We start from the raw sequence: 24,213 nt of genomic DNA, 5'->3' as shown, positions 1-24,213 counted from the left end.
CTCCCATTTATATAATTATGAAAATATCTATGGATATAATGATGCAAAGGTTCTTATTTTTCGGAATATTACGCTTAAAATCTTTCTATCTTCTATAATGGAAAAGAATACCTCTTCCTCTTAATATTCCATGAGCTCATTAACCATATTTACTATTTGTTTTTCATTTGGTCTATAGAACTGCTCTAAATATATACTCTGTGCAATTGGAACATCTGGACTCCCTATTCTTTTAATTGGAGCTTGTAAATCAAAAAGTGCCTCATCTGCGATCTGGGCTGCGATTTCGGCTCCACATCCACCGGTTTTAGGTTCTTCATGCACTATTAAGACGCGGCCTGTTTTTCGGACTGAATCCAATATTGTGTTCATGTCTAATGGAGCTAAGGTGCGAGGATCAATCACCTCTGCTTCCACTCCTTCATTGGATAATGTCTTGGCCGCATCCAATGCAGTGTGCACTTGCAGAGCTGTAGCTATAATAGTAACGTCTGTTCCTTCCCTTTTTACATCAGCTTCCCCAAGGGGGAGGAGGTATTCTCCTTCAGGCACTTCGCCTTTGAGATCATATAACACTTTATGTTCAAAAAAGAGGACAGGGTTATTATCTCGAATAGCAGTCTTTAATAAACCTTTTGCTTCATAAGGAGTAGATGGTACGGCTATTTGTAAGCCAGGACCATGCATAAATAAGGCTTGAGGACTTTGGGAATGTTCGGGCCCGCTCCTCCCGCCATCCCAATAGGTAATCTTAACGTAACTGGTACTTCCATTTGGCCTCCGTGCATCCAGCGCCACTTCCCAAGCTTATGAAAAACCTCGTCAAAGGCAACACCAACAAAGTCTCCAAATTGCAACTCAGGAATTGGCCTCATTCCGCCTGTAATTGCCATTCCTAAAGCAGCTGCCACAATGTAGATTCAGCAATTGGGGTTTCAAATACACGGTCTCCAAATTTCTCATGAAGGCCTTTTGTAGCTCCAAAAACGCCCCCAAATTTACTCACATCCTCTCCAAATAAGACAGTACTTGAATCTCGTTCCATTTCTTCTGTGAGCGCTTCTATAATTGCGTCCCTCATAGTGATCGTTCTTACCTTCGTTTCATCTGTATGTTTTGATAGTGTACTCATTTATAATACCTCCTTAGAGAATAAACCTTCGTAAATTCTTTCTGCGCCTGGTAATGGCGCCTCCTCTGCTTTTTTAATAGCCTCTTGTATTTCCTGGTCTACACGATGGTCAATAGTTGCTAGTTCCTCTTCTGAACACATTCCTTCATCTAATAGCTGTACGACGTAATTCTTAATGGGATCTCTGTTCTCTACCCAATCCTTTAACACATTTGGATCTACATAGTTATAGGGATCTCCTTCGAAATGCCCTCGATGACGAAACGTTTGGGCTTCTATAAAGGTAGGACCTCCCCCATTTCTTGCTCTTTCCACCGCTTCTTTCATAGCTTCATGCATAAGAACTACATCGTTTCCATCTACCACACAGTTTGGTATCCCGTAACCTTCAGCCCAGTCAGCGATATGTTCTTTTACTGAATGGGTTTCTGACACATGACAAGATATGGCATATTCATTGTTTTCACAAATATAAATAACTGGTAGATTATATAAACCAGCCCAGTTTAAGGAACCATGTAAGGGTTCTCTAGAAGCTGCCCCATCACCAAAATACACAACGGTAACTTGATCAGTTCCTTGGAATTTAGATGAATAAGCCGTTCCCACACAAATACCTAGTTGAGAGCCAATCGTTCCAGCTTGTCCTAAAACTCCTAATTCAGGGTCTGCACTATGAACAATCCCCGCACCTAATCCTTTTGTTGTGCCCTCAACTGTTCCCATAAAATCACCGTATAGTTTTGATAACGGGACACCTTTTGCGATTTTCTGATTGCACCCTCTATGATTGTAGTAAAGATAGTCATTCTCTCTTAAGTTATGAACGATTGAACCTGCCGATAGGCTTCAGATCCAATACCAGAATGGTAGAATCCTGAAACCTTCCCATCTTGAATTAATTTTATTAAATTCTCATCAAACTTCCTGATTTTTATCATGGTTTTATAAAAATCCAGTAACATATCCTTGCTGTAATCTCTTACATTAATTTGTTTATTATAAATCTGTGCCACTCTTATCACTCCTCAGCGAATTTGTAAACGCTTTCATATTTTCCTTTATAATCTATCCCTAGACTGCGTGCCAGCCACCGTCCACCGGCATAATTAGACCCGTTATATAACTTGATTCATCAGATGATAAAATAAAGCTGCGTAAGCTACTTCTTCAGGTTTCCCTACTCTTCGCAGAGGTCCTGATTGGAAGTTTTTGGCGATTTCTTCATCACTTAAAACTTCTGCTATCATCGGAGTATCAATAGCACCTGGGCAAATACAATTCACTCTAATATTGTGTGGTCCATAATCCACTGCCATTACCCTTGTTAAAGAAACGACTCCTCCTTTAGAAGCAGTATAAGCATCTGCTCCTGTCACACCGAGCAATCCATTTAATGAGGAATTATTTACAATACTCCCTCCTTTTTGCTTAATCATAAAAGGAATGGTGTATTTGGACATAAGGTATACACCGTTAAGATTTATTGACATAATGTTATTCCAATCTTCTAAAGGCGTATCTAATAGTGGAGCATCTTATACTTTGAGCGTGAGGAAAATCCAATCCCTGCATTATTAAATAAAACATCTATCCTTCCATATTTTTCTATAACTTGATTAATCACAGATCGTACATTGTCTTCATTCGACACATCTGTTTTTATATAAACAGCCTCGTGGCCTTTCTCATTAATATCTTGTTCGACCTTCTTCCCGCTTTCTTCGTTCCATTCCGCTATTATCACTTTTGCTCCTTCACTGGCAAATAACTTTGCTGAAGCTTCACCTTGTCCACTTCCCCCACCTGTTACAATAGCTACTTTATCATTAAGTCTCATCTATCCTCCTCCTATTTCTTGAAACTTAAAGAAATGTAATTAATAATGTATTTCGTTGTTTGACTTTAACCTACTAAGTTTTCCCCCCTTAACTTAATTGAGGTTTGAAAATTCTAACTATTTTTTAGATAGTGGGTGTTTGATAGTTATTGAATCACCACTTACTATTGTTATATATGCAATATTTGTTCCAAAATAAAATGTGCTGATTTTCCAGTCTTTTATATAATAAAGAATGGTGATTTGTATCAATTTTGCGAATTTTCTTTTTCAAATTCTTATTTTTGATTCTGATTAAGTCACTTTTAAAGTGAATTACAAATTAAAAGAGCACGCAAAATTTAAAGGTGCTTAACGACGATGGGCTTTCCCTCGGTTTTCTACTATATTTAATAATTAGTAATCTCTTTTGTAATTCTTAAACTAGATCCGAAATCATTAATTTAACAGAGGAAAATGGTGCACTTTGGCGAACCTTAGTAGGGATCATATCTTTGATGGGGGGCTATTTATGGAAACGGTAGATAAAGCTATTCAGGATATTTATCCAGAGAGATTGCCTGGTGTTATGGCTGCGGACGCTTAAATGAAAAAGGCCACCACTTCCGTACAGGCTGGCATGGTGACCAGACAGTGACTATTTATACACCATCAGAAGAGCACACGGCGATTCCAGGGTTTGTCTATGGCGGTGTGATTGCGTCCTTAATTGATTGTCACGGGACAGGGACCGCTTCATTAGCCTGCATCACAAAAACGGAAATCATATTGGCGATGGCACTGAACCTCCCCGCTTTGTAACTGGATCATTACACGTGGATTTTCTAAAGCCAACGCCAAAAGATACACCACTTAAAGCCATTGGAACAATTGAAGAAATCCATCCAAAAAAGTGGAAGGTTCATACTGAAGTCTTTGCAAATGATGTTCTATGTGCGACAGGAGAAGTTGTAGCTGTCGTGATGCCTGGCACATTTTCAACACAACAATAGCCGCCCTGCTATGAAGAGACGGATCATTCCTCTTCATAGTAGGTTTTCGTATGTGTGGAGTTGTTTGTTTTTCAGTTCCTTTTACACTTTTCCCCAGCCGTTCTTGGATGGCTCTCATACAAACCAGCAAGAGGAAGCTTTCGCTCTAAGCCAGCAGTCCCTTCCCTTGATAACGAACGAATACGTTAACACGTGTTACGATCAGAAAAGGAAATCTATTCTAGATTAGGCCTTCAATTTCATACGATGTCATTCTTCCTTAATTCGTAAACTAACTAGCTAACTACTATTCTCATAATAAAATATATCTATCAAAAGTGGAGGAATCGTTTTGGCAGATTTACATACAATAGAGCTTTTAATCGTTATTGGCTGCGCTATCTTAATAGGCATTTCAAAAACCGGTCTCCCCACCCTTGGCATATTTGTCGTAGCTGTGATGGCTACCGTTTTCCCTGCAAGGGATTCCATTGGTATCGTTCTCCCTATGCTTATCACGGCAGATATTATTGCTGTAGCATATTACCGGAGAAGTGCTAATTGGAAATTGCTTTTTCGTCTTGTCCCATGGGTATTAGGGGGGTTAGCTGCAGGGTTTATTTTTCTGTTTTTTGTAGATGTCAGCCGTCCTATTGAAGTTACATTAGGAAGCATTGTGGTGGTAATGGCTATTCTTCAACTAATTAACGACCGCCTGGGTGCTCAGTGGATGAAAAATCTTCCTGACTCTGTGTGGTTTACAGCCTTCTTCGGAACGCTTGCCGGTTTTACTACGATGGCTGGAAATGCAGCCGGACCTATCATGGCTTTATTTTTACTATCCATTGGGCTCCAAAAGAAAGAATTCATAGGAACTGGCGCTTGGTTTTTCCTTACTGTTAATCTAATCAAAGTCCCCCTGTATGTTTCAATTGACTTAATAACTATGCAAACACTGACCTTAAACGCTTGGATGATACCAGCTGTACTACTGGGAACACTTATTGGAATTACAACCTTAAAGAAAATCCCTCAACGTCTTTTTGAATATATAATTCTAGCCTTAGCCTTTATTGGAGGCATACGTCTTCTGGTAGGTTCATAAAAAGAAAGTCCACTGCTTTGTTCCTAGCAACGGACCTTCTTTTTCTTTCTAGTATAGGTTCTTACACCTTTCCATGTTTTATAGTAATGCCTTATCTTAATGATGAATCATTATCTTTAACGCTTTCACAAAGACTCAAAGCTTCAACTCATTGATCTTGTGATAAAATACTTAATCCTTCTACTAGATTTTCTTGTTCTTTAACATTCATGCAATCTTTCCTTTTTATAATTGGTCTCTCACATCCTTGGTATGGTCTCTTCCTTTTACCTTTTAGACAAAAAAATGAACCCTAAAAAAAGGCTCAGTAACTATTGTTCTTCTACCCTTACTCAATAGGAATAAGCTTTACGGGAGCTCTTGATTCAATAACAAATCCATCTGTTACAAAGAATACATATTCATTTACCCCATGGTCACTCCGGTTACTTAAAATAGTATTTACTATGGATCTTCCATCATTATCATTTACAAATAGGTTACTACCCTGGCCTTCAGGCACGGCCTTGTAACGGCCTTCCGGGAGATCATGGCCCACCACAAACATGCCCGCAGGAAGGACAACAGGTTCTTCACTTTTTTCTTTTATTACGGTACCTATTGCTTCCAGTTCCTCTTTTTTCTCATTAATTATAGCTTCAATTTCCTCTTTTTCCTCCTTATTAGAATCTATTTTACTAGTTAACGACGCCAATTCTGCCTCCATTTCTTCTTTTTTTGCTGCTCCTTCTTCCTCATAAGAAGTCATTTCTTTCTGAACTTGTGCTTCCTTTTTTTCCAGCTCCTCTTCCAAGGTATTTATATCAGATTTTATCTCTTTTTTCTTCTTATTATAAATTTCAGCAAGCTCATTTACTTCATTGTTTAATTCTTCTTCAAATCCCGCTTTCTTTGCTGCTCCTTCTTCCTCATAGGAAGTCATTTCTTGCTGAACTTCTGCTTCCTTAATTTCCAGCTTCTCTTCCAAGGTTTTTATATCAGATTTTATCTCTTTTTTCTTCTTGTTATAAATTTCAGCAAGCTCATTTACTTCATTGTTTAATTCTTCTTCAAATCCTGCTTTTTTTGTTTCCAGTATATCTTTTATCTCTTGCAATTCTTCTTTAATGACGCTTTTTTGGTCAATAAGATTCATCACCTCTTTGACTTCTTCCTCTTTTGCTGTTATTTTTCCCTCTTCGGCTTTCAGCTTCTCTTCCGCTTCCGCAGTCTTTTCTTCCACTTCTAATAAGTCTGCTTCTGCCTCTTTGATTAATTCCCGGAGCTCACTGTAGGTGACCATTTTCTCTTCTATCTCTATGTTTCTCTCCTCTTCCGGTTCGGGTATGAGTAATGAAAGAAACATTACCGCTATACAACTGCCTATGACTATTAGCGGTTTTTTCACTTTGTTTTCTTTTTATCAAATGAATGATAAGCCACACACCGCTGCCAAACAAGGTGACTAAAGCGAGAAAGAACAGCAATCCCGCTGCTACGCTCCCCATTTTTTCTCCCCCTCTACAAAGCCTGTGACTATCCTGCTAAGCAGATAAAAATCTATAAAAAAAGGGATGTTTTCAAGAAAACATCCCTTAGCAATCGTTTTACCCTTTTCATATTTTTATCTTTTTAGTTCTTCTCTCCCCCTCGAATTCTTTATGATTCAAACAAAATATATGCTCAGTCAGAAAAAAAATTACTAGCTTCTGCTTTTCTTTTTAGCTCTTCTTTCCTGCTAAATCCCTTACTTCAAAGAAATTATTCAATGCTTCTTGTACACTCCTTAATTCTGTGGCACCGTTAATCACTTGGTAGATATCTATCCGCTTTAGGTATCATAAATTAGTTTTTTAATGATTCTTTTATCATCAAGGTAAAATAAACACCAGCTGCTATGGAAAATTTCTTTATATCCATTCCAGTGACATCAATAAATTTATCAAGTCTATATTGAAGTGTATTTCGATGAAGGTGAAGACGTTTCGCCGCTAAACTAGCATTGAAGTTAGATGCTATATAGATTTTTAGCGTAGAAAAAAGATCCTCTTCTCTCTCTAGCTCAGCAAAAACATAAGAAATCAATGAACGCTTTGACAACATATCATCATTATCATTCTCAACCATGACATAAGGAATACTCTCATAAGCTTGAAAGGTTTTCTTTGGACAAAGCTTGTAAGCATTAGAAAATAATTCTTTTTCCAGTTTAAACCATTTTATTGTGTCATCGTAACTGCAAATGGACCTTCCAAAAAATATGGAAATATTAACTAGGAAATCTCCCATAATCATCTCTGAAAGTTGATCTTCTTCTAGCATTTCTTCTTGTTCCTTTGCATTTGACAAGATGACTACCGCGTAGTCTGGTTTTTCAAATACTAATATAACCTCTGTACCGAAGTAATATGTTAAAGCTTCTTTTAGACCAGAATACTCACTTTGTAAATGATCACCCTTAAGGTGGATCATTTGAAAGGAAGGTTGTTTTTTATATGTATCCTTAAGAGGATGACCATGAAACAAATGATTGGACCACTCTTTCTCCTCTGTAGTATAGAGTGTGAATGAGTAATTTACCTTTGTGAAAAACAAAGATAAGAGTTGTTTTCTCTTTCAGTCACACCTTCTTTAGGAAGAGCAATGTATTTACCCTCTTTTGATTTGTAAAAAAGAAAAAGACTGGAGTGCTAATTCGTCTACCTCTTCAAGGTACCTAGCCTTTGGAAACAACTCCTTTATTTGTTCAATCATAAGAATACTCCTCTGAAATAAACTTAAATCACTACCTCTTGATATTAAACAAAAGACACCATATTCTCTTTTGTACTTAATTGAAAGTTTTCCCTTATTCTCTTAAAGCATTACTATTTCTCCACTAATCAATTCTTGAGAAAAAGAATATGGAAGGTATTACCCACGAAATTCTGCTAGTTCTTTTGTTATTCCTTTGGTATGGTGGTACACTTTCTTGTAAAGTGGATAAAGCTTTTCATACTCTTTAACATTCGATGGGTGGGGAGTCACTATTGTTCCTTCCTTCACCCAATTTTGGGCGGCTTCGTGGAGAGAACTAAACCACTGGCAACCTGTAGCCGCAATGATAGCAGCCCCCATTGCCGGGCCTTGTTCATTTGTAAGACTTACTACCTTTTTACCAAAAATGTCAGCCTGCATTTGCAGCCATACCTCCGACTTAGCACCTCCTCCAATAGCTATCACAGTGTCTATTTCCATTCCATTTTCTTGAATAATATCTAGCGATTCTTTTAAAGAAAAAGTTATTCCTTCCATGATTGCTTTCACAAACTCTTCTTTCCTATGAGAAGAATCCATTCCAATAAAAGAGCCCCGGACAAAAGGATCTATATGCGGAGTTCTTTCACCAACTAGATAAGGAGTAAAAAGGAGACCTCTCGAACCGACTGGTAAAGATGCAGTAGCAGCAATGCATTCACTAAAATCCTGTTCTTTTAAAAATACCTCTTTAAACCATTGCAAACTGTAACCAGCAGCAAGAGTTACACCCATAGCATAATACTTACCGTCTGGGGCGTGATTGAAAAAATGAAGATCTCCATTAAAATGCATCTTCTCCTCCCCTGCATAAGTTAAAAGCACACCTGAGGTTCCTATAGAACACATTGTTTTTCCTTTAGATAGTATCCCAGCTCCCACAGCCCCACATGCGTTATCTGCCCCTCCTGCAAATACCTTTGTATCTTTTGAAAGACCGATTTCTTCTGCAACTTCCTCAAGAAGTCCGCCGCAGTACGTATCTGATGGAAAAACAGGCGGACAAAAATAATGGGGAATCCCCAACTCTTCCAGGATCTCAGTACTCCATTCATTTTTGTTTAAATCGAGCATAAGAGTACCTGCTGCATCTGATAGATCTATTCCCATTCTTCCAGTGAGGCGATAACGAACATAATCTTTGGGCAGTAAAAAGGTTGTAGCCTGTTTATATATCAATGGTTCATTCTTTTCACCCACAATAACTTAGGCAAGTGAATCCTTCCAATGGGTTGTTTTTGTGATGTTCCATAATCTATTTAGGCCGATCACCTCTTCTATGTCTTTTGTCTCTTCATTTGTTCTTGTGTCATTCCATAAAATAGCTCGTCTTAATGGATTGTTTTCTTCATTTAATAATACTAAACCGTGCATTTGTCCAGAAAAGCTTAATCCCTTGATATCGTCTTTATTTAAATCATATTTGTTAATAATTTCACGTAATACATTTTTTGTTTCCTTAACCCAATCGTCTGGAGCTTGTTCGCTATACCCATCATGGTCATGAAAAATAGGATACGTGGCTGTCGTTTCACCTGCTACATTACCTTTTTCATCTACAAGTAAAGCTTTTACACTACTTGTTCCTAGATCTATGCCAATTACATATTCCATCCATTCCACTCCTACATTTTTATTGAATTTTAGACCTCTAGGTAATTCCCTCTATAAAAAGGAGCTGCTTCTTGCCTGCAGCTCCTGCTTTTGTTTTACACCTTTGCCGGCACTCCAGCTTTCAGAATATATTGATTCAATATTCCTCTTATCATTTCCTGATGTCCGGATTCATTTTTAATAGTGTTCTCCATTGCATACTCTTGAAGTTCCTTAAAGGAAACTTTATTTTCGATGATAGCTTTTCCAACGCCTTCCTCGAAGCTAGAGTAACGCTTAGCAATGATATTTTCAAAGACTTGATCTTCTATTAATTGTTGAGCAACCTTGCAGCCATAGGCAAAAGTGTCCATTCCTACGATATGTCCATGCACAAGATCAATCGGTTCAAAAGAAGGTCGACGAACTTTGGCGTCAAAGTTGAGTCCCCCGTTACCTAAACCTCCGTTTTTGAGTATCTCATACATAGCTAACACAGCACTGTAAATGTCAGATGGGAATTCATCAGTGTCCCATCCTAAAAGCATGTCTCCTTGATTAGCATCTACAGAGCCTAGGATACCGTGCTCTCTAGCATATCGTAATTCATGTTCAAATGTATGTCCTGCCAATGTTGCATGATTGGCTTCAATGTTAACTTTAAAGTGATCTGTCAGATTATAGTGCTGTAAAAATGCATAAGTTGTTGCCGTATCAAAATCATACTGATGCTTTGTTGGTTCTTTTGGTTTTGGCTCTATTAAAAATTGACCTTCATAACCTATTTCTTTCGCGTAATCAACTGCCATATGATAAAAACGCGCCAGATTATCAAGCTCAAATTTTGTATCTGTGTAAAGAAGTGTTTCGTAACCTTCACGCCCGCCCCAGAATACATAATTTTTCGCATCAAGCTCTTTTGCTATCTCTAATTGCTTTTTTACTTTAGCTGCTGCATAAGCATAAACATCAGCATTGTTTGACGTAGCTGCCCCAAACATAAAGCGGGGGTGGCTAAACATATTAGAAGTATTCCATAGTAAAGACACATTCTGGGCTTTCATTTGTTTTTTTAGAAGACTAACAATTTCATCAAGATTTTGATTATACTCTTTTAGGTTACTTCCTTCTGGAGCCACATCTACATCATGAAATGCAAAGTAATCAAAGCCAAGCTTATCGATGAATTCAAAATTTGCTTCAACTCTAACTTTAGCCTGATCCATCCCACTATACTGATCCCAAGGTCGCTGCATGGTAGGAGACCCAAAAGGATCGGAGCCATCCATGGTAAAGGTATGCCAGTAGGCAACTGAAAAACGAAGAAGTTCTTTCATTGTCTTTCCTGCGATTGATTCATCGGGATTATAATGTTTAAAGGCAAGAGGGTTATTACTGTTCATTCCTTCATATTTTATTTTTTCTATATTTTTGAAATAATCCATTTTCTTACACCTCTTAGTGACGTAATATTTTTATTCTTCAAAAGATTTACTGATAACTCAGACCCTTCTCTTAGAAAAACTGGTATAGACTCTAGTGGGGCAGAACATTCTATAAATTGGCCGCCTTCATAGGTCTTATGAGTGTTTACGTCTTTCCAAACCTGTCCTTCTGGCAAATACAACTTCCTTGAACGCTCACCTTCATAAAAAATAGGAGCTACTAAAATATCTGGCCCAAACATATAAGTATCTTCTATGTCCCATGCTTCTTTATCTTTTGGGAAATCATAGAAAAGGGGCCTCATAGGTGGTGTTCCATCTTGATGTGCTTCAACCATCAACTTTGTGATATAAGGACGAAGGTTCTCTCTGATGGTCATATACTTTTTGAATATGTTATATGCTTCCTCTCCGTAGCTCCAAACTTCATTATCAGCGCCACTATCCCTGAGACCTCCACCGCTAGTGCCTAATGGTTCGGAATGCGGTTCTCTATCTCCATGAAGCCTGAATACAGAACAGAATGCCCCAAATTGAAACCAACGAACAATACATTCTCTAAAAGAAGGGTCATCCGGGTAACCTCCATGAAATCCTCCTATGTCTGTAGTCCACCACGGTATACCGGCTAAGCCCATGTTCAATCCAATAGAAAACTGGTTTCTAAGAGATTTAAAACTTGAATCTATGTCACCTGACCAGACTAAAGCTCCGTATCGTTGACTTCCCGCCCAGGCAGACCTAACTAAATTAATAATCCCTTCATGACCTTCTTCTTTCATTCCGTCAAAAAAAGTTTTAGCGTACATAGCCGGATAAATATTACCTACTTGAACATTGGGACCTTTATGGTACCTATAGTTATCAAAATCATATATAGAGTATTCTGGTTCAGCTTCATCTAACCAAAATAAATTAGTACCTTTATCGTAGTAGTTTTTCTTTTGCTTTTTCCCAAACATATTTCCTTGCATCTGGGTTTGTTGCATCAAAGAATACCGTATTCCCTAGAAAATCCATAGTTGTTCTTATTCCTCTATCAGTTCGAACAAGCAACCCTTTTTGAAGCATCTCTTCATAATTTTCACTAGTTTTATCTACAGTCGGCCAAATTGAAATCATTAATTCAATACCCATCTCTTTTAACTCTTGGATCATCCCATCAGGATCAGGCCAGTAATCTAAATCAAACTTCCAGTCCCCTTGATTTGTCCAATGAAAATAATCTATAACGATCACTGAAATAGGAAGGTTTCTTCTTTTATACTCTCTAGCAACATTTAACAACTCTTCTTGTGTTTGATAACGTAATTTACATTGCCAAAAGCCCATCGCATAATCAGGCATCATAGGAACGGTTCCTGTAGCTTTTGCATACTGTTTTTCTATCTCTGCTGGAGTGTCACCAGAGGTAATCCAGAAATCCAACTGTTTTGTTGATTGGACAAACCACTCAGTGATATTTTTACTAAAAGCAACTTTCCCAATAGCTGGATTGTTCCATAAAAAACCATAACCTAGACTAGATAAGGCAAAAGGTACTGTTGACTGAGAATTCCTATGAGCTAGTTCTAATGTACAATTCTTTAAATCTAAATTTGATTGTTGATATTGACCCATTCCAAAGATTTTTTCGTTTGGGTGCGACTCAAACCGAAGAGTTAACTGGTAATCTCCACCGAGGATTGGCTTGAATTCTCTAGCTTCGATATTCAAGGCACTTTTAAACTCCTTGACATCATCTCTTTTATCCCTTTTTCGTACGAATTCTTCTAAAAGTATTTCTCCTTTACTATTAAAGAAAGTTATTTTTCCGCCGTTTGTAATTTCAGCACTGATTTTTCCATTCTTTATTACCGCTTTCTCTTCATAAATTCTAATATCTGCCTCAATGTCTTCAGGAGGAAGCAATGCCCAATCTTCATTTTGCATGGCTTCCATATGAGTGGCACGCACTCTAAAACTATTTTCTCCCCACGGTTCTACCCAGAGCTTCTCACTGTCATATAACCTGACTAACCTTTGATTTTCTACTTTAAAGTAATTGTTCAATTTCTATACCTCCAATTTTCTGTATGCTAGTAAAGGGTGGTTTATCACTTTTCAGACCCAGCTGTAATACCGCTAACAATGTACTTTTGCATAGCTATAAACAATATGATTATAGGAAGCGCTGCTACGGTGGCTACAGCCATTAAGCTTTCATACTGCGTTCCATATTGCCCTATAAACTGAGTAATCCCAACTGTTAAAGGTCGAACACTCTCATCTGAAGTAAGCGTTAATGCAAAAATTAGATCTCCCCAAGCAAATAAGAAACTAAATGTCCCAACGGTTAAGAGCATGGGACCCGTCAGTGGTAACACAACTCTTATAAATGCTGTAAAACGGTTACAACCATCAATTAGAGCAGATTCTTCAAGTCCTTTAGGGATTGAGAGAAAAAATGGTCGCATGATTAATACAGCAAACGGGAGCGCTATTGTAGTGTTGCCTAGTATTAAAGCTGGAAAGCTATTGAGTAAATTCAAATTACTAAAGAAAATAAACAAAGGCATTGCCATCATGATTCCCGGAACCATTTGCGTGACAAGAAGGATAAGCAAGAATGCTCCAGTCCCTTTTAACCTGTACCTTGCCATCGCATACGCAGCAGGAAGAGCTAGCAAGAGAGTCAAAATGGTAGTTCCTATAGCTACTATGAAAGAATTGCGCAAATACATTAGAACACTTTGATCTTCAATAACGTTGTTTATATAAGCACTGAAATCAAGAGTGTCAGGAATAATGACTGGAGGGATAGCAAATATATCTGATGATGGTTTAACGGAAGTGGCAATCATCCAGTAAATTGGGAAGAGAAAAATACCTGTTATAAATATTGCTGCTACAAATAACAAATATTGTTTAAGTGTATATTTCTTCACTCTGTCTCCTCCTTTCTACTTAAATAGATGTAGATTAGAGCCACAAAAGTTAAAATGACTAATATAACAGTTGATACAACCCCACTTAGACTAAATTCATAATTTACAAAAGCCAATTCATATGCATAAAAAGGTAGAACATAAGTTGAATTTACAGGACCGCCGCCAGTCATAATTAAAATTAAATCAAACACTTTAAAGGTATAAATAATACCTAGTACAAGAATTACTAATAGAGAAGGTTTTAACAGTGGCAATGTAAGAGAGAAAAATGATTTTATTTTTGAAGCCCCGTCTATTCTAGCTGCTTCATAGATATCTTTTGGCAAGGATTGAAGCGCTGCCAGGATTAAGATCATGTTAAAAGGGATTCCTATCCAAACATTAGTTACTATCACTGCGAACAAAGCTGTACTTTGCTGACCTAACCAATTAACTGATTGATCAATTATCCCCAATTGTATTAGTAAGTAATTGATAATTCCGTAATCAACATCTAACAGCCAAGTAAACAATGTTCCTGTTATAACCATTGGTGTCATCCAGGCTAACAATAAAATAGAACGAAAAAAAGTTTCTAAAAAGGGAAATCTTGATTAAAAAACAAAGCTAACAAAAATCCAATCCCAAACTGCAATACGATACAAGAAACAGTATAAATAAGCGTGTTACCTAGAGCTGTTAAGAATAAAGGGTTCTGTAATACTTGTACATAGTTTTCAATTCCAATAAATGATCCACCAGCTCCTAAATTCATTAAGGTTACATCTTGAAAACTAAGTATTATGTTATAGGCGATAGGGTAAATCATGAATATCAAGACATATAATAGAGCTGGTAAAAGAAACAAATACTTAAATAAGCTCTTTTTAAAAATCAACCTTGGAAGAAGCAAATTATTGCTCCTTCCAAGTTGAGTTACTCTTTTTTCCATCTTTACCCTCCTTATAGTGACGAGGTGATACTTGGTTAAGGTAACAGAGGAGTAACGCGTTCATCTGCTTCATTTAAAACTTCCTCAACATCTTCCCCCATTAAAGATCTTTGAAGTGATTCTTGAATGATTGTTGAAATTTCAGGATAGTTGCTTCCGTATGCCCTTGGTTGAGCCGTTTCTAGCTGATCTATAAAGACTCTTAATTGCTCATCTTGATTCCAAATATAATCATCGTCATCGCCTACATCAACTCTGCTTGGTAATCGCCCTCCATCCTCATGAGTTGGACCTAAAACTTCTGGCTGCTGAGTATACTTTAGAAATTCCCAAGCCTCTTCTTTATGTTCAGATGTCGAAGTAATCGCCCAATTTTCCCCACCCAGGATGGACGCTTCCTGATTTCCTGCAGGCATAGTAACCACGTCCCAATTTAAATCTTCAGCCTCGTTTCTTATATTTGGAACTTGCCAAGGGCCATTAACCATCATGCTACGTTTTCAAGCTGGAAATGAGTTCTTAAATCTTGTTGATCCCAGTTAATTACGTTTTCAGACATTGATCCTTCATCGATCATTTGTTGCAGAAACTCCATAGAAGATATAGCCTCTGCACTAGACAAGCTGTCTAAATCCGCTCCTGACTGCCAAAGAAAAGGAAGGTATTGGAAGGTGCCTTGTTCATCTCTTACAGCACTAAATGCAAAACCGTACGTGTCATCAGTGGTTAACTGATCAGCCGCGTCTTCCAGTTCTTCCCAAGTGGATGGAGGTTCAGTAACACCAGCCTCTTCCAACATATCAACATTATAAAAAAGAGCTAATGCATTACTATTATTAGGGATCCCATAGTTTCTTCCATCAAATATAGTAGATTCCCATGCTCCTTCATAATAATGTTCTGCCTCTCCCCACTCTTCCACTTCCTCTGTAATATCTGCAAAAGCACCAGCTTCAGCAAACGCTTGGTGAGCAGGATTATCTACTAAGACTATATCTGGTAATTGATTACCTGCTATTCCTTGTGATATACGTTGATTAAGATCTGCATTTGGTACATAAGTACGTTCAAAGGTTATGTGGGGGTTTTCTTCTTCATATGCTTCAAGCAACTCAATTTGTTGTCTACCATGGGCAGCATCGTTCTCAAAATAGTCCCAAACAGTCAAGGTAATTTGGCCATTACCCTCATTACCCTCATTACCCGTACTACCTTCTTCCGCTCCGTTTCCACAGCCTGCCAATAATACTAAACTTGAAACTGACAAAACTACTATTTTTTTTGTAGACGCTTTCAAAAAACACACCATCCTTTAATAAAGTAATTAAAAACTATAGACACTGTCCTTCAATTCATTAGTTTGTTTACTGTATAAACTAATTGCAGTTTAACTTATAATCCGGGCTTATGTAAATAGTTTTTTAATATTTAGTTATTTATTGATCAGTTTTTCCTAGAATATATAACCTTTAGTGTTGTTAAATTATTTTTAACATCTAATACCTTGCTTTTTAAACTAATAGAAAACCTATAACTTTGTTATATTATTAAACTAAGTTTATTGATTATTCCGTAATGGTTAAGGTATTATTACTTTAAACTTATAAATTATTTTTCATTTTTTTCAAATTCATGCTACTTTTTTCTAAAATTGTTGTTACAGGAGGGATACCTATGAAAACGGGAGATCACAGCCTTGTAAAAAAATAAATAAATCTATCGTATTAAATAAGATCCAAAATAATAGTCCTATATCTCGAGCTCAAATTTCTAAGTTAACAGGTTTAAATAAAGCTACTGTTTCCAGCCTTGTTAGCGAATTATTAGAAGAACAATTCGTTCAAGAAATAGGGTCTGGCATATCCAGTGGTGGTCGTAAACCTGTTATGCTCTACTTTAATAAAAACGCAGGCTTCTCAATTGGAATTGATCTTGGTGTTAATTATGCTCTTGCTATTCTTACTGACTTACAAGGAAACATTCTTGAAAGAGAAGAAATTACTATTACTGATAAAGAACCAGCAGCTGTGTTCCAACAATTAAAAAGCTTAATTGAATCTATTGGAGTAAAATCTCCAGACTCACCCTACGGAATTATTGGTATTGGAGTTGGAGTACCTGGAATTATTAACAATGAAGGAAGAATCCTTTTTGCTCCTAACCTCGATTGGCATGGCGTACATTTAAAAGAATATCTGGAAGAACATTTTAACGTACCAATAACAATTGAGAATGAAGCAAATGCAGGAGCTCACGGAGAGAAAATTTATGGTGGAGGGAGAGACTCTTCAAATTTAATTTACGTAAGCATCGGGGTAGGGATAGGAGCGGGTGTAGTTATAAGAGATCAGTTATATAGAGGGGCTTTAGGAATCTCTGGTGAAGTAGGTCACTTTACAATTGAATCTAACGGTAAACGATGTGAATGCGGGAATAAAGGATGCTGGGAACTTTATAGCTCAGAAAGTGCAATAATCAACAGATTAAACCCTCACTTTTCAGATGAAGATCTTACATTAGAGGTACTAATTAAGAAAGCTCAACAAGGAAATATGGAGGTAATCAATACTTTCTCTCAAGTTGGTGAATTCGTTGGGATAGGATTAGCTAATATAATTAATTCTTTTAATCCTGAACAGATTATCATTGGAAATAGGTTCTCAAAACTAGAGAAATGGTTGCAAAATCCTATAAAACTGGTATTACAGCAAAGGCTTCTTCCATATTTTTATGAGACTACTTCTGTTACCTTCTCAAATCAAGGTATATATTCATGCGCTTTAGGGTCTTCTGCTTTTGCAATAGAACGTTTTTTATCCGCTAACAAAGTTACAGTAGTATAAAACGTCCTATGTACTAAAGTAGTTCACCTTTCTGTTATACAACCTGCACAAACTATGAAACTTATTTTGATGCAGATGTAATATATTAAAACGCTTACATTGATTTTATACTAGAAACATACTTACACTTTAAAAAGGAAGTGAGAATATGGCTAAAATCAAACTTAATGAGATTTATAAAATTTACGGTGGAGATGTCACAGCTGTAGAAAATTTTAATTTGGATATAGAAGATAAAGAATTTATTGTTTTCGTTGGTCCATCAGGCTGTGGAAAATCTACTACATTAAGAATGATTGCTGGGCTCGAGGATATTAGTAATGGAGACTTGGTTATAAATGGAAAGCGAATGAATGATATCCCTCCTAAAGACAGAGATATAGCTATGGTCTTCCAAAATTACGCTCTTTATCCTCATATGAGTGTATATGATAATATGGCTTTTGGTCTGAAGCTTCGAAAGTTTAGCAAAAAAGAAATTAAAGAACGAGTGGATAATGCAGCAGACATTCTAGGTTTAAAAGACTATTTGAATAGAAAACCAAAAGCTTTATCTGGAGGACAACGACAAAGAGTTGCGCTTGGAAGGGCAATTGTACGAGATCCCCAAGTTTTCCTTATGGATGAGCCGCTTTCAAACCTTGATGCAAAACTACGCGTGCAAATGCGTGCTGAAATAATTAAGCTCCATCAACGCCTTCAATCTACAACGATATATGTAACCCATGACCAGACGGAAGCAATGACTATGGCAAGTCGGATAGTCATAATGAAGGATGGAGTTATCCAACAAGTAGGTACTCCAAAAGAGGTTTATGAAAAACCAATAAATGTATTTGTTGGTGGATTTATAGGCTCTCCGGCTATGAATTTCATTGAGGGAACATTAAAAAATAACAAATTTGTAACAGAAAACACAGAAATAACTATTCCAGAAGGAAAGCTTAAGCAATTAAAACAAGAATCTTTGCCACATAATAAATTGATTTTAGGGATAAGACCTGAAGATGTTCATGATGAGCTTGTATTTATCGATTCTTCACCAGATTCAAAGATCACTTTAGATATTGAGGTCGCAGAGATGAATGGAGCGGAAACATTACTTAACAGTACCATAGACGGCCAAAAATTGATTGCAAAGATTGATTCCCGAACGGATATCGCTAGTGCAGTAAATTAGAGGTTGCTTTCAATATGCATAAAGTACATTTCTTCCATCCTGATACAGAAGAAAGGCTTACTTACACTTCCAATGAAGAAGAAAAAAAATCAGCTATAAGCGGTTAACCATAACCTTTTCTTTAAAAGATTACGTTTATTAAGATAGACCCAAGAAAAGATCACTTGGGTCTTTTTATTTAGCTAGATTAGAATCAATAGAATAAGCTATACTTCCATGTAATATTTTAAAAGTTCCCCAAGAAGAAATTATCAAAAAAAGTACAACAAAGCTGTTGTACCTTCCCCTCTATTATAATTTTATTTTAGCAAATTTACGTTTTCCTACTTGTACGATTAAGCCATTACTCAAGGTAATAACAGCTCCCGTATTTTCTATTCTGTTCCCATCCACCTTGACACCTCTATTTTCAATCATGCGCCGGGCTTCGCTTTTAGACTTCAAAAGATTCAGCTGAACAAGGAGATCTATTACGGATACTTCGGGGTTGCCCTCCCATTCATACTCTTGAATGACTTCTGGTGTTTTCCCTTGTTGAAAGACAGAGACAAAGTGCTGCTCTGCCTGTTCAGCTGCTTCCCTTCCGTGATACATCTCAACAATCGTTTTTCCTAATAACATCTTGGCATCTCTTGGGTGAAGCTCCCCTGACTGTACCTTGTTCTTTATCGTTTCAACCTCAGTTGGGGATAAATTTGTAATGAGTTCAAAGTATTTGATGAGCAATTCATCTGGAATGGACATTGCTTTTCCGTACATCTCATTTGGACTTTCATCAATACCAATGTAGTTTTTCTTTGACTTTGACATCTTTTCTACACCATCAATGCCTTCCAATAGAGGCATTAACATCGCTACCTGCGGTTCTTTATTAAACCTTTCTTGAAAGTGCCTGCCCATAAGAACATTAAAGTGTTGATCGGTTCCCCCAAGTTCTATATCACTTTCTAAAATGACAGAGTCATATCCCTGCATGACCGGGTAGAAAAATTCATGAAGGGAGATCGGTTTACGAAATGCCATCCGCTCCTCAAAATCGTCTCTTTCAAGGAGCCGGGCAACAGTGACCTTCCCGGCCAGGTTGATCACCTCTTCAAATTGTAAGGGACTGAGCCATTTTGAATTATAGTGAAGTTCTACTTTCTCCATATCAATTACTTTTCCAAATTGTTCGAAGTAGGTTTTTGCATTTTGTCGTACTTCTTCATCGGTCAACTGCGTTCTGGCAACAGACTTCCCTGTAGGATCTCCGATTTTTCCAGTAAAATCACCAATAATGACCTGAATGGTATGGCCATTCTCTTGGAACTGTCTGATTTTATTGAGTACCACCGTGTGGCCAAGGTGAACATCTGGAGCCGAAGGATCTAATCCAAGCTTAATTTTTAATGGCTTGCCTTCAACAATAGATTTCACCAATTTGTTTTCCAGCTCTTCGGTTGGTATTATCTCACGAACTCCCTGCACATAAAGATCTAATTGTCTTTGGACTTCTCTTGCCTGTTCTTCTGTTAATTGCTTTTCACTTGTACTCATCATCGTCTTCCTTTCTCTAAATAAAATATAAAAAACCACGCCCCTGCTAAAGGGACGTGGTTATTGTTGTACGCGGTACCACCCTTTTTGAAGAGCATGAACTGCTCTTCCACTCATTTCGTTAACGGTATCACCCGTTCTTTGCTGCTGCACATTCACAAAGACATCTCTAGGAGGTAATTCATAGCTGCCTTTATGTCAGTTCACACCAGCCACTGACTCTCTGCAAAAGGGAGGTAGACTACTACTAAGTTCCTATCATCGATTTTTATATTTACTTTTACTTAAAAGTTGTTCCCTTTAATGACTTTCCGCAACAGTTCAGAGACTTGCTTTTTTCCTCTTCCCCTAAACTACTGACAATCTCGACCTCTCCCTGGTGAAAGCGAGGATATAGCTCCTGCATGACTTCCCTGCCCTTTTCGGTGATCGAAAGGTACGTCATACGCCTGTCACGATTATCTGTACTTCGCTGGCAAAGATTCTTTTTCTCCAGTGTTTTCGTAATGTTGCTAACCGTCGCTTTGCTCACTGCTGAGAGTTCTGCAGCTCTTTTTGTTTCAACGCTTTTCCATACCCACAAATCATAAAGGATGGAAACGCAGTCCAGGAGAGTCCGTAATCTGCAAGGACTTCACGCTCCATTTTATTTCTCAAGCCCTGTGCAATCCGATAAATATTTGTAACCACTGCGATAGATTCTAAATGTAACGATTCGATAGGCAGTTTCGTTAAATGATTGATCGTATCAATTTCTTCCGGAAGCAATTCACTATCATTATCAAAGGAATGGATGACGGCCACCTCGTTTTCATAATCATTAGCTATGAAACGATTTTAGCAAAAACATTTGCAGGTGACAATAACAACATAAAAAATCTTTTCTCAATAATTTTTTACTTTCTCTAATTGTTATAAAATGGTGACCATGGTTTATACAAACTGAGGAGATAAAAGAAAGGACCCTCTTCTTAAAGGGCCCCCTCCCCTTATTCATCCTGCTCCCCCCAGCATTGCCTTCTTTTGATACCCGCATCTTTTACAAACATACACACGAACAGACTTCAATTCCTGATCATAACCCTTGTGTTCATAGTGATGGAAACCCACTCTGCATAATAAAGGCTTGGCTTTTTTACGACAAGTGAAGCGATGACATGCAAGATAATACCAACGATCATGGCGCTCAATGCGTACATCCACATTGCCTCAAAGTCAATGAGGAGCATTATCGCTCCAATAAAAACCAACGTTCAGGCACTAAATTTCACTTTTTCAAACATAACATCCTCCCTCTCCTCCTTATGCTCTATACCCCCTTAACTATTCCTATAAAAGATACAACCTTCCCTCAATCTGCTTAAATCATGAATTGTTTCTCTCTTAATCATCCGATTATTGTGTCCCTTGGAACGGGTATTATAAAAGGACACTACGTCGCGGAGGTGAGGCATATGATTAAAGAGCTTCCCATAAGTGAGAAAGAGATTGTGGCCTTTGAGGCCCAGGAAACACTTACCGAAGAAGAATTCCAGCAGGTAGCCGAAACTGTTAAATCCCGTATTAATAAGTATGAAACCGTCCGGCTCATGATCGTTCTCCCCCACTTTGTATTTCGGAAAGTTACTACGATAGAAAGCCGGATCAGTTTTTTAAAAGATCATCTGGGTTATATTGAAAAGTTGGCCCTCGTAGGTGATGAAGACCAGAAGCTTTTTGATGCTGTTTCTAAAATTGTGGATATGGCAAGCGACACGGATATCCGTCGATTTACTTTATCAGAGCAGGAAAAAGCAAAGGAATGGATCGCTGGGTAGGCAGGCGGTGAGACGAAAAGTCCTCCCGCTTTCCTATCTTTTTAGATCATCCTCACTAATGGGCTCACACTCCTGTAAATTTTTCCTAACATTTATAATCATTGGATTTTTTCATAGAGCTTGTATTTAGTTCAGGATAATGGTAAGCTATTATTACTTAAGATTGTTCACTGCTTCAAGAAGAAAAAGGGTAACCCGCTTCGTCTTAACACCAAGTAGAGCAAGTTTAAGAATTATCGTGCTTAAAAGCACTAGGAGGATTTTTTCCATGGAACAAGGTACAGTTAAATGGTTTAATGCAGAAAAAGGATTTGGTTTTATTGAGCGTGAAGGTGCTGACGATGTATTCGTACACTTCTCTGCTATCCAAGGCGACGGATTCAAAACTCTTGAAGAGGGACAAAACGTAACGTTTGAAGTTGTAGAAGGACAACGTGGACCACAAGCTGGAAACGTTGAAAAACAATAATTAAATTCACAAAGACGCTGCTTACCGGCAGCGTCTTTTTTATGTCTCTATTTTGGAAAACGACTATGCCTATGGCTTTCCCTTTCCTATGAAAAGACTTCACCTTTTTACTCCATTTTCAAAGAAAAAACGGCCTTCCTTTAAATTAGAAAGACCGCTATACCAATATTTCCTTACAGCAGAACAAAAGTCAGGAGAAGACCTTTTTGAGGTCCCATTTTTTAGCGACAAAGCTGCATTTGTGACTGGATCCGAAAGTGACCTCACTATTCTTTGGATCCGGAAAAAATCTTGCCGAAAAGGTTTCCGTTCCCTCATTGATAAATACTTCAATAGAAGAGGTGTCAACAAATACTTGTAAGGATTCCAAATCATTTAATTGACACTGGCGTCTCTCTATGGTGCCGTCCACGTAGCTTTTTCTCTCAAGGGTAACCAATTGTTGTTCCGAGGAGTAAACCAAACGAGCAGCTCCATTGATGTTTATTTCAAACCAGCCTTTTCAATGTCTATCTCCTCAAGCATCAATTCTATTGTTTTACCGTTTATTTCTGGTAAAAAGATCGTCTCCCCGTTCAGCTGTGCCTGGTGTATTACACCACTTCCTTCACGCAGCTCTTCAAGCTCTCTTGCCGGCTTTTGAATAACCTTGTGATCTACAATCGTCAGCTCTCTTGGAAGAGTCATAATATGGAGCCATTTATAATCTACCGTCGGGTGAGCCTGTTCATCCTGGTCAGGGACACTCATCCATGCAAATAAGATTCTTCGTCCCTTTGCGTCAACAGTGGTCTGAGGCGCATAAAAGTCGAATCCCCGGTCCAGTTCTTCAAACTCACCATGGTCAAAGGATGAGGTTTCAGGATCAAATTTCCCGATAACGTAGCCTGCCTGGTAGACGTTTTGATATTTCATGCCTTCTGCCTCTAACCCTTGCGGGGAGAAGATAAGCACATCCTGGTCATCCAGGGAAAAAAGGTCCGGGCATTCAAACATATAGCCAAAGTCCTTTATCCTTCCTTTATCTCCTCCGGCAAGGATTCCTTCGTGAGTCCATTCGGTTAGATTGTCAGAGCTAAAAAGAGCCACAGCTCCTTTCAGGTCCTCTGTCTGAGATCCGACGACCATATAATACCTGTCACCCTGCTCCCATACCTTAGGATCCCGAAAATGAGCCGTATACCCTTTCGGCACCTCAATGACCGGTCCTTTTTTCTCAAAAGTAAGACCATCATCTGAAACGGCCAGACATTGATAAGACTCTCGATTCCCTTCTTCATCCTTTACATTCCCGGTATAAAAGGCATATATCTTTTCCTTATGCTCAATGGCACTACCAGAATAGCAGCCATTTTTTTCAAACCATTCAGAAGGGGCCAGGGCAATTTCTTCTTCCTTCCAATGGACAAGGTCTGTTGAAGAGTAATGGCCCCAGAATTTAGCTCCGTGTCCTGTTTTAAATGGCATCCATTGATAGAAAAGGTGGTAGGTACCTTTCCATTGTATAAAGCCGTTTGGGTCATTCAGCAGGCCAACAGGAGGCATCATGTGGTAGTGAAGGCGGTACGGGTCACTAACGACTGTATTCTTGTGTTCACTTACAGCTGCTGTAGCCTCTTTTCGCAGTTGCTCATCACGAGTCATTC

21 protein-coding genes, 6 pseudogenes and 1 other annotated feature are annotated in these 24,213 nt (G+C 38.0%); of the genes and pseudogenes, 6 read left to right on the top strand and 21 right to left on the bottom strand.

All coding sequences use genetic code 11. The features are described from left to right. Nucleotides 1-120: 120 nt before the first annotated feature. From JCM19033_RS07545 to JCM19033_RS25285, 5 genes and pseudogenes are all read right to left on the bottom strand, one after another. Nucleotides 121-1,132 (bottom strand): annotated as a pseudogene (locus tag JCM19033_RS07545) (alpha-ketoacid dehydrogenase subunit beta). Continuing rightward, nucleotides 1,133-1,900, bottom strand: a complete 768-nt coding sequence (locus tag JCM19033_RS07540; RefSeq protein ID WP_269758065.1) for a thiamine pyrophosphate-dependent dehydrogenase E1 component subunit alpha — start codon at nucleotides 1,898-1,900, stop codon at nucleotides 1,133-1,135. Nucleotides 1,901-1,947: 47 nt separating this feature from the next. After that, nucleotides 1,948-2,148: a hypothetical protein gene (locus JCM19033_RS07535; RefSeq protein ID WP_054635861.1), complete on the bottom strand. Its 201-nt coding sequence runs from the start codon at nucleotides 2,146-2,148 to the stop codon at nucleotides 1,948-1,950. 102 nt (nucleotides 2,149-2,250) lie between these two features. Beyond that, nucleotides 2,251-2,625 (bottom strand): SDR family NAD(P)-dependent oxidoreductase, encoded by a 375-nt coding sequence (locus tag JCM19033_RS25290; RefSeq protein ID WP_269758045.1) that lies wholly within the window; start codon nucleotides 2,623-2,625, stop codon nucleotides 2,251-2,253. A gap of 29 nt (nucleotides 2,626-2,654) precedes the next feature. Further along, nucleotides 2,655-2,972 carry an SDR family NAD(P)-dependent oxidoreductase gene (locus JCM19033_RS25285; protein WP_269758043.1) on the bottom strand — a complete coding sequence of 106 codons (318 nt, stop codon included), beginning with the start codon at nucleotides 2,970-2,972 and terminating at the stop codon, nucleotides 2,655-2,657. A 511-nt stretch (nucleotides 2,973-3,483) separates the two neighbouring features. Here JCM19033_RS25285 and JCM19033_RS07525 point away from each other — a divergent pair. Then, nucleotides 3,484-3,964 (top strand): annotated as a pseudogene (locus JCM19033_RS07525) (PaaI family thioesterase). A gap of 331 nt (nucleotides 3,965-4,295) precedes the next feature. Then, a complete protein-coding gene (locus JCM19033_RS07520; protein WP_054635860.1) occupies nucleotides 4,296-5,048 on the top strand; it encodes a sulfite exporter TauE/SafE family protein in 753 nt (250 codons plus the stop codon). A 328-nt stretch (nucleotides 5,049-5,376) separates the two neighbouring features. On the opposite strand, the gene JCM19033_RS25280 is transcribed toward JCM19033_RS07520, so the two are convergent. The 12 genes and pseudogenes from JCM19033_RS25280 to JCM19033_RS07470 all read right to left on the bottom strand — a co-directional run bounded on the left by JCM19033_RS25280 (nucleotide 5,377) and on the right by JCM19033_RS07470 (nucleotide 16,019). After that, nucleotides 5,377-6,330 carry a hypothetical protein gene (locus tag JCM19033_RS25280; protein WP_054635859.1) on the bottom strand — a complete coding sequence of 318 codons (954 nt, stop codon included), beginning with the start codon at nucleotides 6,328-6,330 and terminating at the stop codon, nucleotides 5,377-5,379. Next, a complete protein-coding gene (locus tag JCM19033_RS07510) occupies nucleotides 6,314-6,535 on the bottom strand; it encodes a hypothetical protein (RefSeq protein ID WP_054635858.1) in 222 nt (73 codons plus the stop codon). Before JCM19033_RS07510 ends, JCM19033_RS25280 begins: the two co-directional genes overlap by 17 nt. A gap of 337 nt (nucleotides 6,536-6,872) precedes the next feature. Next, the gene (locus JCM19033_RS07505) at nucleotides 6,873-7,553 is read right to left on the bottom strand and encodes a CdaR family transcriptional regulator (protein WP_054635857.1); all 681 of its coding nucleotides are present in this window, start codon (nucleotides 7,551-7,553) and stop codon (nucleotides 6,873-6,875) included. Nucleotides 7,554-7,940: 387 nt separating this feature from the next. Continuing rightward, nucleotides 7,941-9,437, bottom strand: a pseudogene (gene xylB, locus JCM19033_RS07500) (xylulokinase). Nucleotides 9,438-9,532: 95 nt separating this feature from the next. Next, nucleotides 9,533-10,861, bottom strand: coding sequence for a xylose isomerase (gene xylA / locus JCM19033_RS07495; RefSeq protein WP_054635856.1), 1,329 nt, complete (start codon nucleotides 10,859-10,861; stop codon nucleotides 9,533-9,535). Continuing rightward, nucleotides 10,840-11,823: a TIM-barrel domain-containing protein gene (locus JCM19033_RS27280; protein WP_269758042.1), complete on the bottom strand. Its 984-nt coding sequence runs from the start codon at nucleotides 11,821-11,823 to the stop codon at nucleotides 10,840-10,842. The genes xylA and JCM19033_RS27280 overlap by 22 nt, the downstream gene beginning before the upstream one ends. After that, nucleotides 11,786-12,913 (bottom strand): TIM-barrel domain-containing protein, encoded by a 1,128-nt coding sequence (locus JCM19033_RS27275; protein ID WP_269758041.1) that lies wholly within the window; start codon nucleotides 12,911-12,913, stop codon nucleotides 11,786-11,788. Before JCM19033_RS27275 ends, JCM19033_RS27280 begins: the two co-directional genes overlap by 38 nt. A 44-nt stretch (nucleotides 12,914-12,957) precedes the next feature. Next, nucleotides 12,958-13,788, bottom strand: coding sequence for a carbohydrate ABC transporter permease (locus tag JCM19033_RS07485; RefSeq protein ID WP_054635855.1), 831 nt, complete (start codon nucleotides 13,786-13,788; stop codon nucleotides 12,958-12,960). Further along, nucleotides 13,785-14,330 carry a carbohydrate ABC transporter permease gene (locus tag JCM19033_RS24160; RefSeq protein WP_269758040.1) on the bottom strand — a complete coding sequence of 182 codons (546 nt, stop codon included), beginning with the start codon at nucleotides 14,328-14,330 and terminating at the stop codon, nucleotides 13,785-13,787. The genes JCM19033_RS07485 and JCM19033_RS24160 overlap by 4 nt, the downstream gene beginning before the upstream one ends. A 35-nt stretch (nucleotides 14,331-14,365) precedes the next feature. Further along, entirely contained in the window at nucleotides 14,366-14,722 is a 357-nt protein-coding gene (locus tag JCM19033_RS24155) for a carbohydrate ABC transporter permease (protein ID WP_198153438.1), read from the bottom strand. A 35-nt stretch (nucleotides 14,723-14,757) separates the two neighbouring features. After that, complete coding sequence (locus JCM19033_RS07475) at nucleotides 14,758-15,213, bottom strand: extracellular solute-binding protein (protein ID WP_054635854.1); 456 nt, start codon at nucleotides 15,211-15,213, stop codon at nucleotides 14,758-14,760. After that, the gene (locus JCM19033_RS07470; RefSeq protein ID WP_054635853.1) at nucleotides 15,210-16,019 is read right to left on the bottom strand and encodes an ABC transporter substrate-binding protein; all 810 of its coding nucleotides are present in this window, start codon (nucleotides 16,017-16,019) and stop codon (nucleotides 15,210-15,212) included. Before JCM19033_RS07470 ends, JCM19033_RS07475 begins: the two co-directional genes overlap by 4 nt. 589 nt (nucleotides 16,020-16,608) lie before the next feature. Here JCM19033_RS07470 and JCM19033_RS07465 point away from each other — a divergent pair. Both JCM19033_RS07465 and JCM19033_RS07460 read left to right on the top strand, forming a co-directional pair. Continuing rightward, nucleotides 16,609-17,565 (top strand): ROK family protein, encoded by a 957-nt coding sequence (locus JCM19033_RS07465; RefSeq protein WP_269758039.1) that lies wholly within the window; start codon nucleotides 16,609-16,611, stop codon nucleotides 17,563-17,565. 148 nt (nucleotides 17,566-17,713) lie between these two features. Beyond that, a pseudogene (locus tag JCM19033_RS07460) lies at nucleotides 17,714-18,852 on the top strand (ABC transporter ATP-binding protein). A gap of 184 nt (nucleotides 18,853-19,036) precedes the next feature. Here JCM19033_RS07460 and tyrS read toward each other — a convergent pair. From tyrS to JCM19033_RS23300, 3 genes and pseudogenes are all read right to left on the bottom strand, one after another. After that, nucleotides 19,037-20,284, bottom strand: coding sequence for a tyrosine--tRNA ligase (tyrS, locus tag JCM19033_RS07455; RefSeq protein WP_157049789.1), 1,248 nt, complete (start codon nucleotides 20,282-20,284; stop codon nucleotides 19,037-19,039). Between the two features lie 44 nt (nucleotides 20,285-20,328). Then, nucleotides 20,329-20,552, bottom strand: a binding site (T-box leader). 13 nt (nucleotides 20,553-20,565) lie between these two features. Beyond that, nucleotides 20,566-21,076 (bottom strand): annotated as a pseudogene (locus JCM19033_RS07450) (MarR family winged helix-turn-helix transcriptional regulator). A 269-nt stretch (nucleotides 21,077-21,345) separates the two neighbouring features. Further along, nucleotides 21,346-21,531 (bottom strand): hypothetical protein, encoded by a 186-nt coding sequence (locus JCM19033_RS23300; RefSeq protein ID WP_198153437.1) that lies wholly within the window; start codon nucleotides 21,529-21,531, stop codon nucleotides 21,346-21,348. A gap of 204 nt (nucleotides 21,532-21,735) precedes the next feature. Here JCM19033_RS23300 and JCM19033_RS07445 point away from each other — a divergent pair, with 204 nt between their 5' ends. Next, entirely contained in the window at nucleotides 21,736-22,098 is a 363-nt protein-coding gene (locus JCM19033_RS07445) for an STAS/SEC14 domain-containing protein (RefSeq protein ID WP_054635850.1), read from the top strand. Between the two features lie 268 nt (nucleotides 22,099-22,366). Further along, nucleotides 22,367-22,567, top strand: a complete 201-nt coding sequence (locus JCM19033_RS07440) for a cold-shock protein (protein ID WP_054635849.1) — start codon at nucleotides 22,367-22,369, stop codon at nucleotides 22,565-22,567. Nucleotides 22,568-22,757: 190 nt separating this feature from the next. On the opposite strand, the pseudogene JCM19033_RS07435 reads toward JCM19033_RS07440, so the two are convergent. Next, nucleotides 22,758-24,211 (bottom strand): annotated as a pseudogene (locus tag JCM19033_RS07435) (glycoside hydrolase family 32 protein). Between the last annotated feature and the right edge of the window lie 2 nt (nucleotides 24,212-24,213).

Source organism: Thalassobacillus sp. C254 (assembly GCF_001310615.1).
The sequence above is the reverse complement of the archived record's forward strand: the minus strand, read 5'-3'. Positions and strand labels throughout refer to the sequence as shown.

What these genes read in the sequence shown, in the direction of transcription:
- JCM19033_RS25290 (WP_269758045.1), bottom strand. Translation starts at nt 2,625, where the DNA reads ATGTCAATAAATCTTAACGGTGTATACCTTATGTCCAAATACACCATT.
- JCM19033_RS25285 (WP_269758043.1), bottom strand. Translation starts at nt 2,972, where the DNA reads ATGAGACTTAATGATAAAGTAGCTATTGTAACAGGTGGGGGAAGTGGA.
- JCM19033_RS25280 (WP_054635859.1), bottom strand. Translation starts at nt 6,330, where the DNA reads ATGGTCACCTACAGTGAGCTCCGGGAATTAATCAAAGAGGCAGAAGCA.
- JCM19033_RS07510 (WP_054635858.1), bottom strand. Translation starts at nt 6,535, where the DNA reads ATGGGGAGCGTAGCAGCGGGATTGCTGTTCTTTCTCGCTTTAGTCACC.
- xylA (WP_054635856.1), bottom strand. Translation starts at nt 10,861, where the DNA reads ATGGATTATTTCAAAAATATAGAAAAAATAAAATATGAAGGAATGAAC.
- JCM19033_RS27280 (WP_269758042.1), bottom strand. Translation starts at nt 11,823, where the DNA reads ATGTTTGGGAAAAAGCAAAAGAAAAACTACTACGATAAAGGTACTAAT.
- JCM19033_RS24160 (WP_269758040.1), bottom strand. Translation starts at nt 14,330, where the DNA reads ATGACACCAATGGTTATAACAGGAACATTGTTTACTTGGCTGTTAGAT.
- JCM19033_RS24155 (WP_198153438.1), bottom strand. Translation starts at nt 14,722, where the DNA reads ATGGAAAAAAGAGTAACTCAACTTGGAAGGAGCAATAATTTGCTTCTT.
- JCM19033_RS07475 (WP_054635854.1), bottom strand. Translation starts at nt 15,213, where the DNA reads ATGATGGTTAATGGCCCTTGGCAAGTTCCAAATATAAGAAACGAGGCT.
- JCM19033_RS07465 (WP_269758039.1), top strand. Translation starts at nt 16,609, where the DNA reads ATGCTCTACTTTAATAAAAACGCAGGCTTCTCAATTGGAATTGATCTT.
- tyrS (WP_157049789.1), bottom strand. Translation starts at nt 20,284, where the DNA reads ATGATGAGTACAAGTGAAAAGCAATTAACAGAAGAACAGGCAAGAGAA.
- JCM19033_RS07445 (WP_054635850.1), top strand. Translation starts at nt 21,736, where the DNA reads ATGATTAAAGAGCTTCCCATAAGTGAGAAAGAGATTGTGGCCTTTGAG.
- JCM19033_RS07440 (WP_054635849.1), top strand. Translation starts at nt 22,367, where the DNA reads ATGGAACAAGGTACAGTTAAATGGTTTAATGCAGAAAAAGGATTTGGT.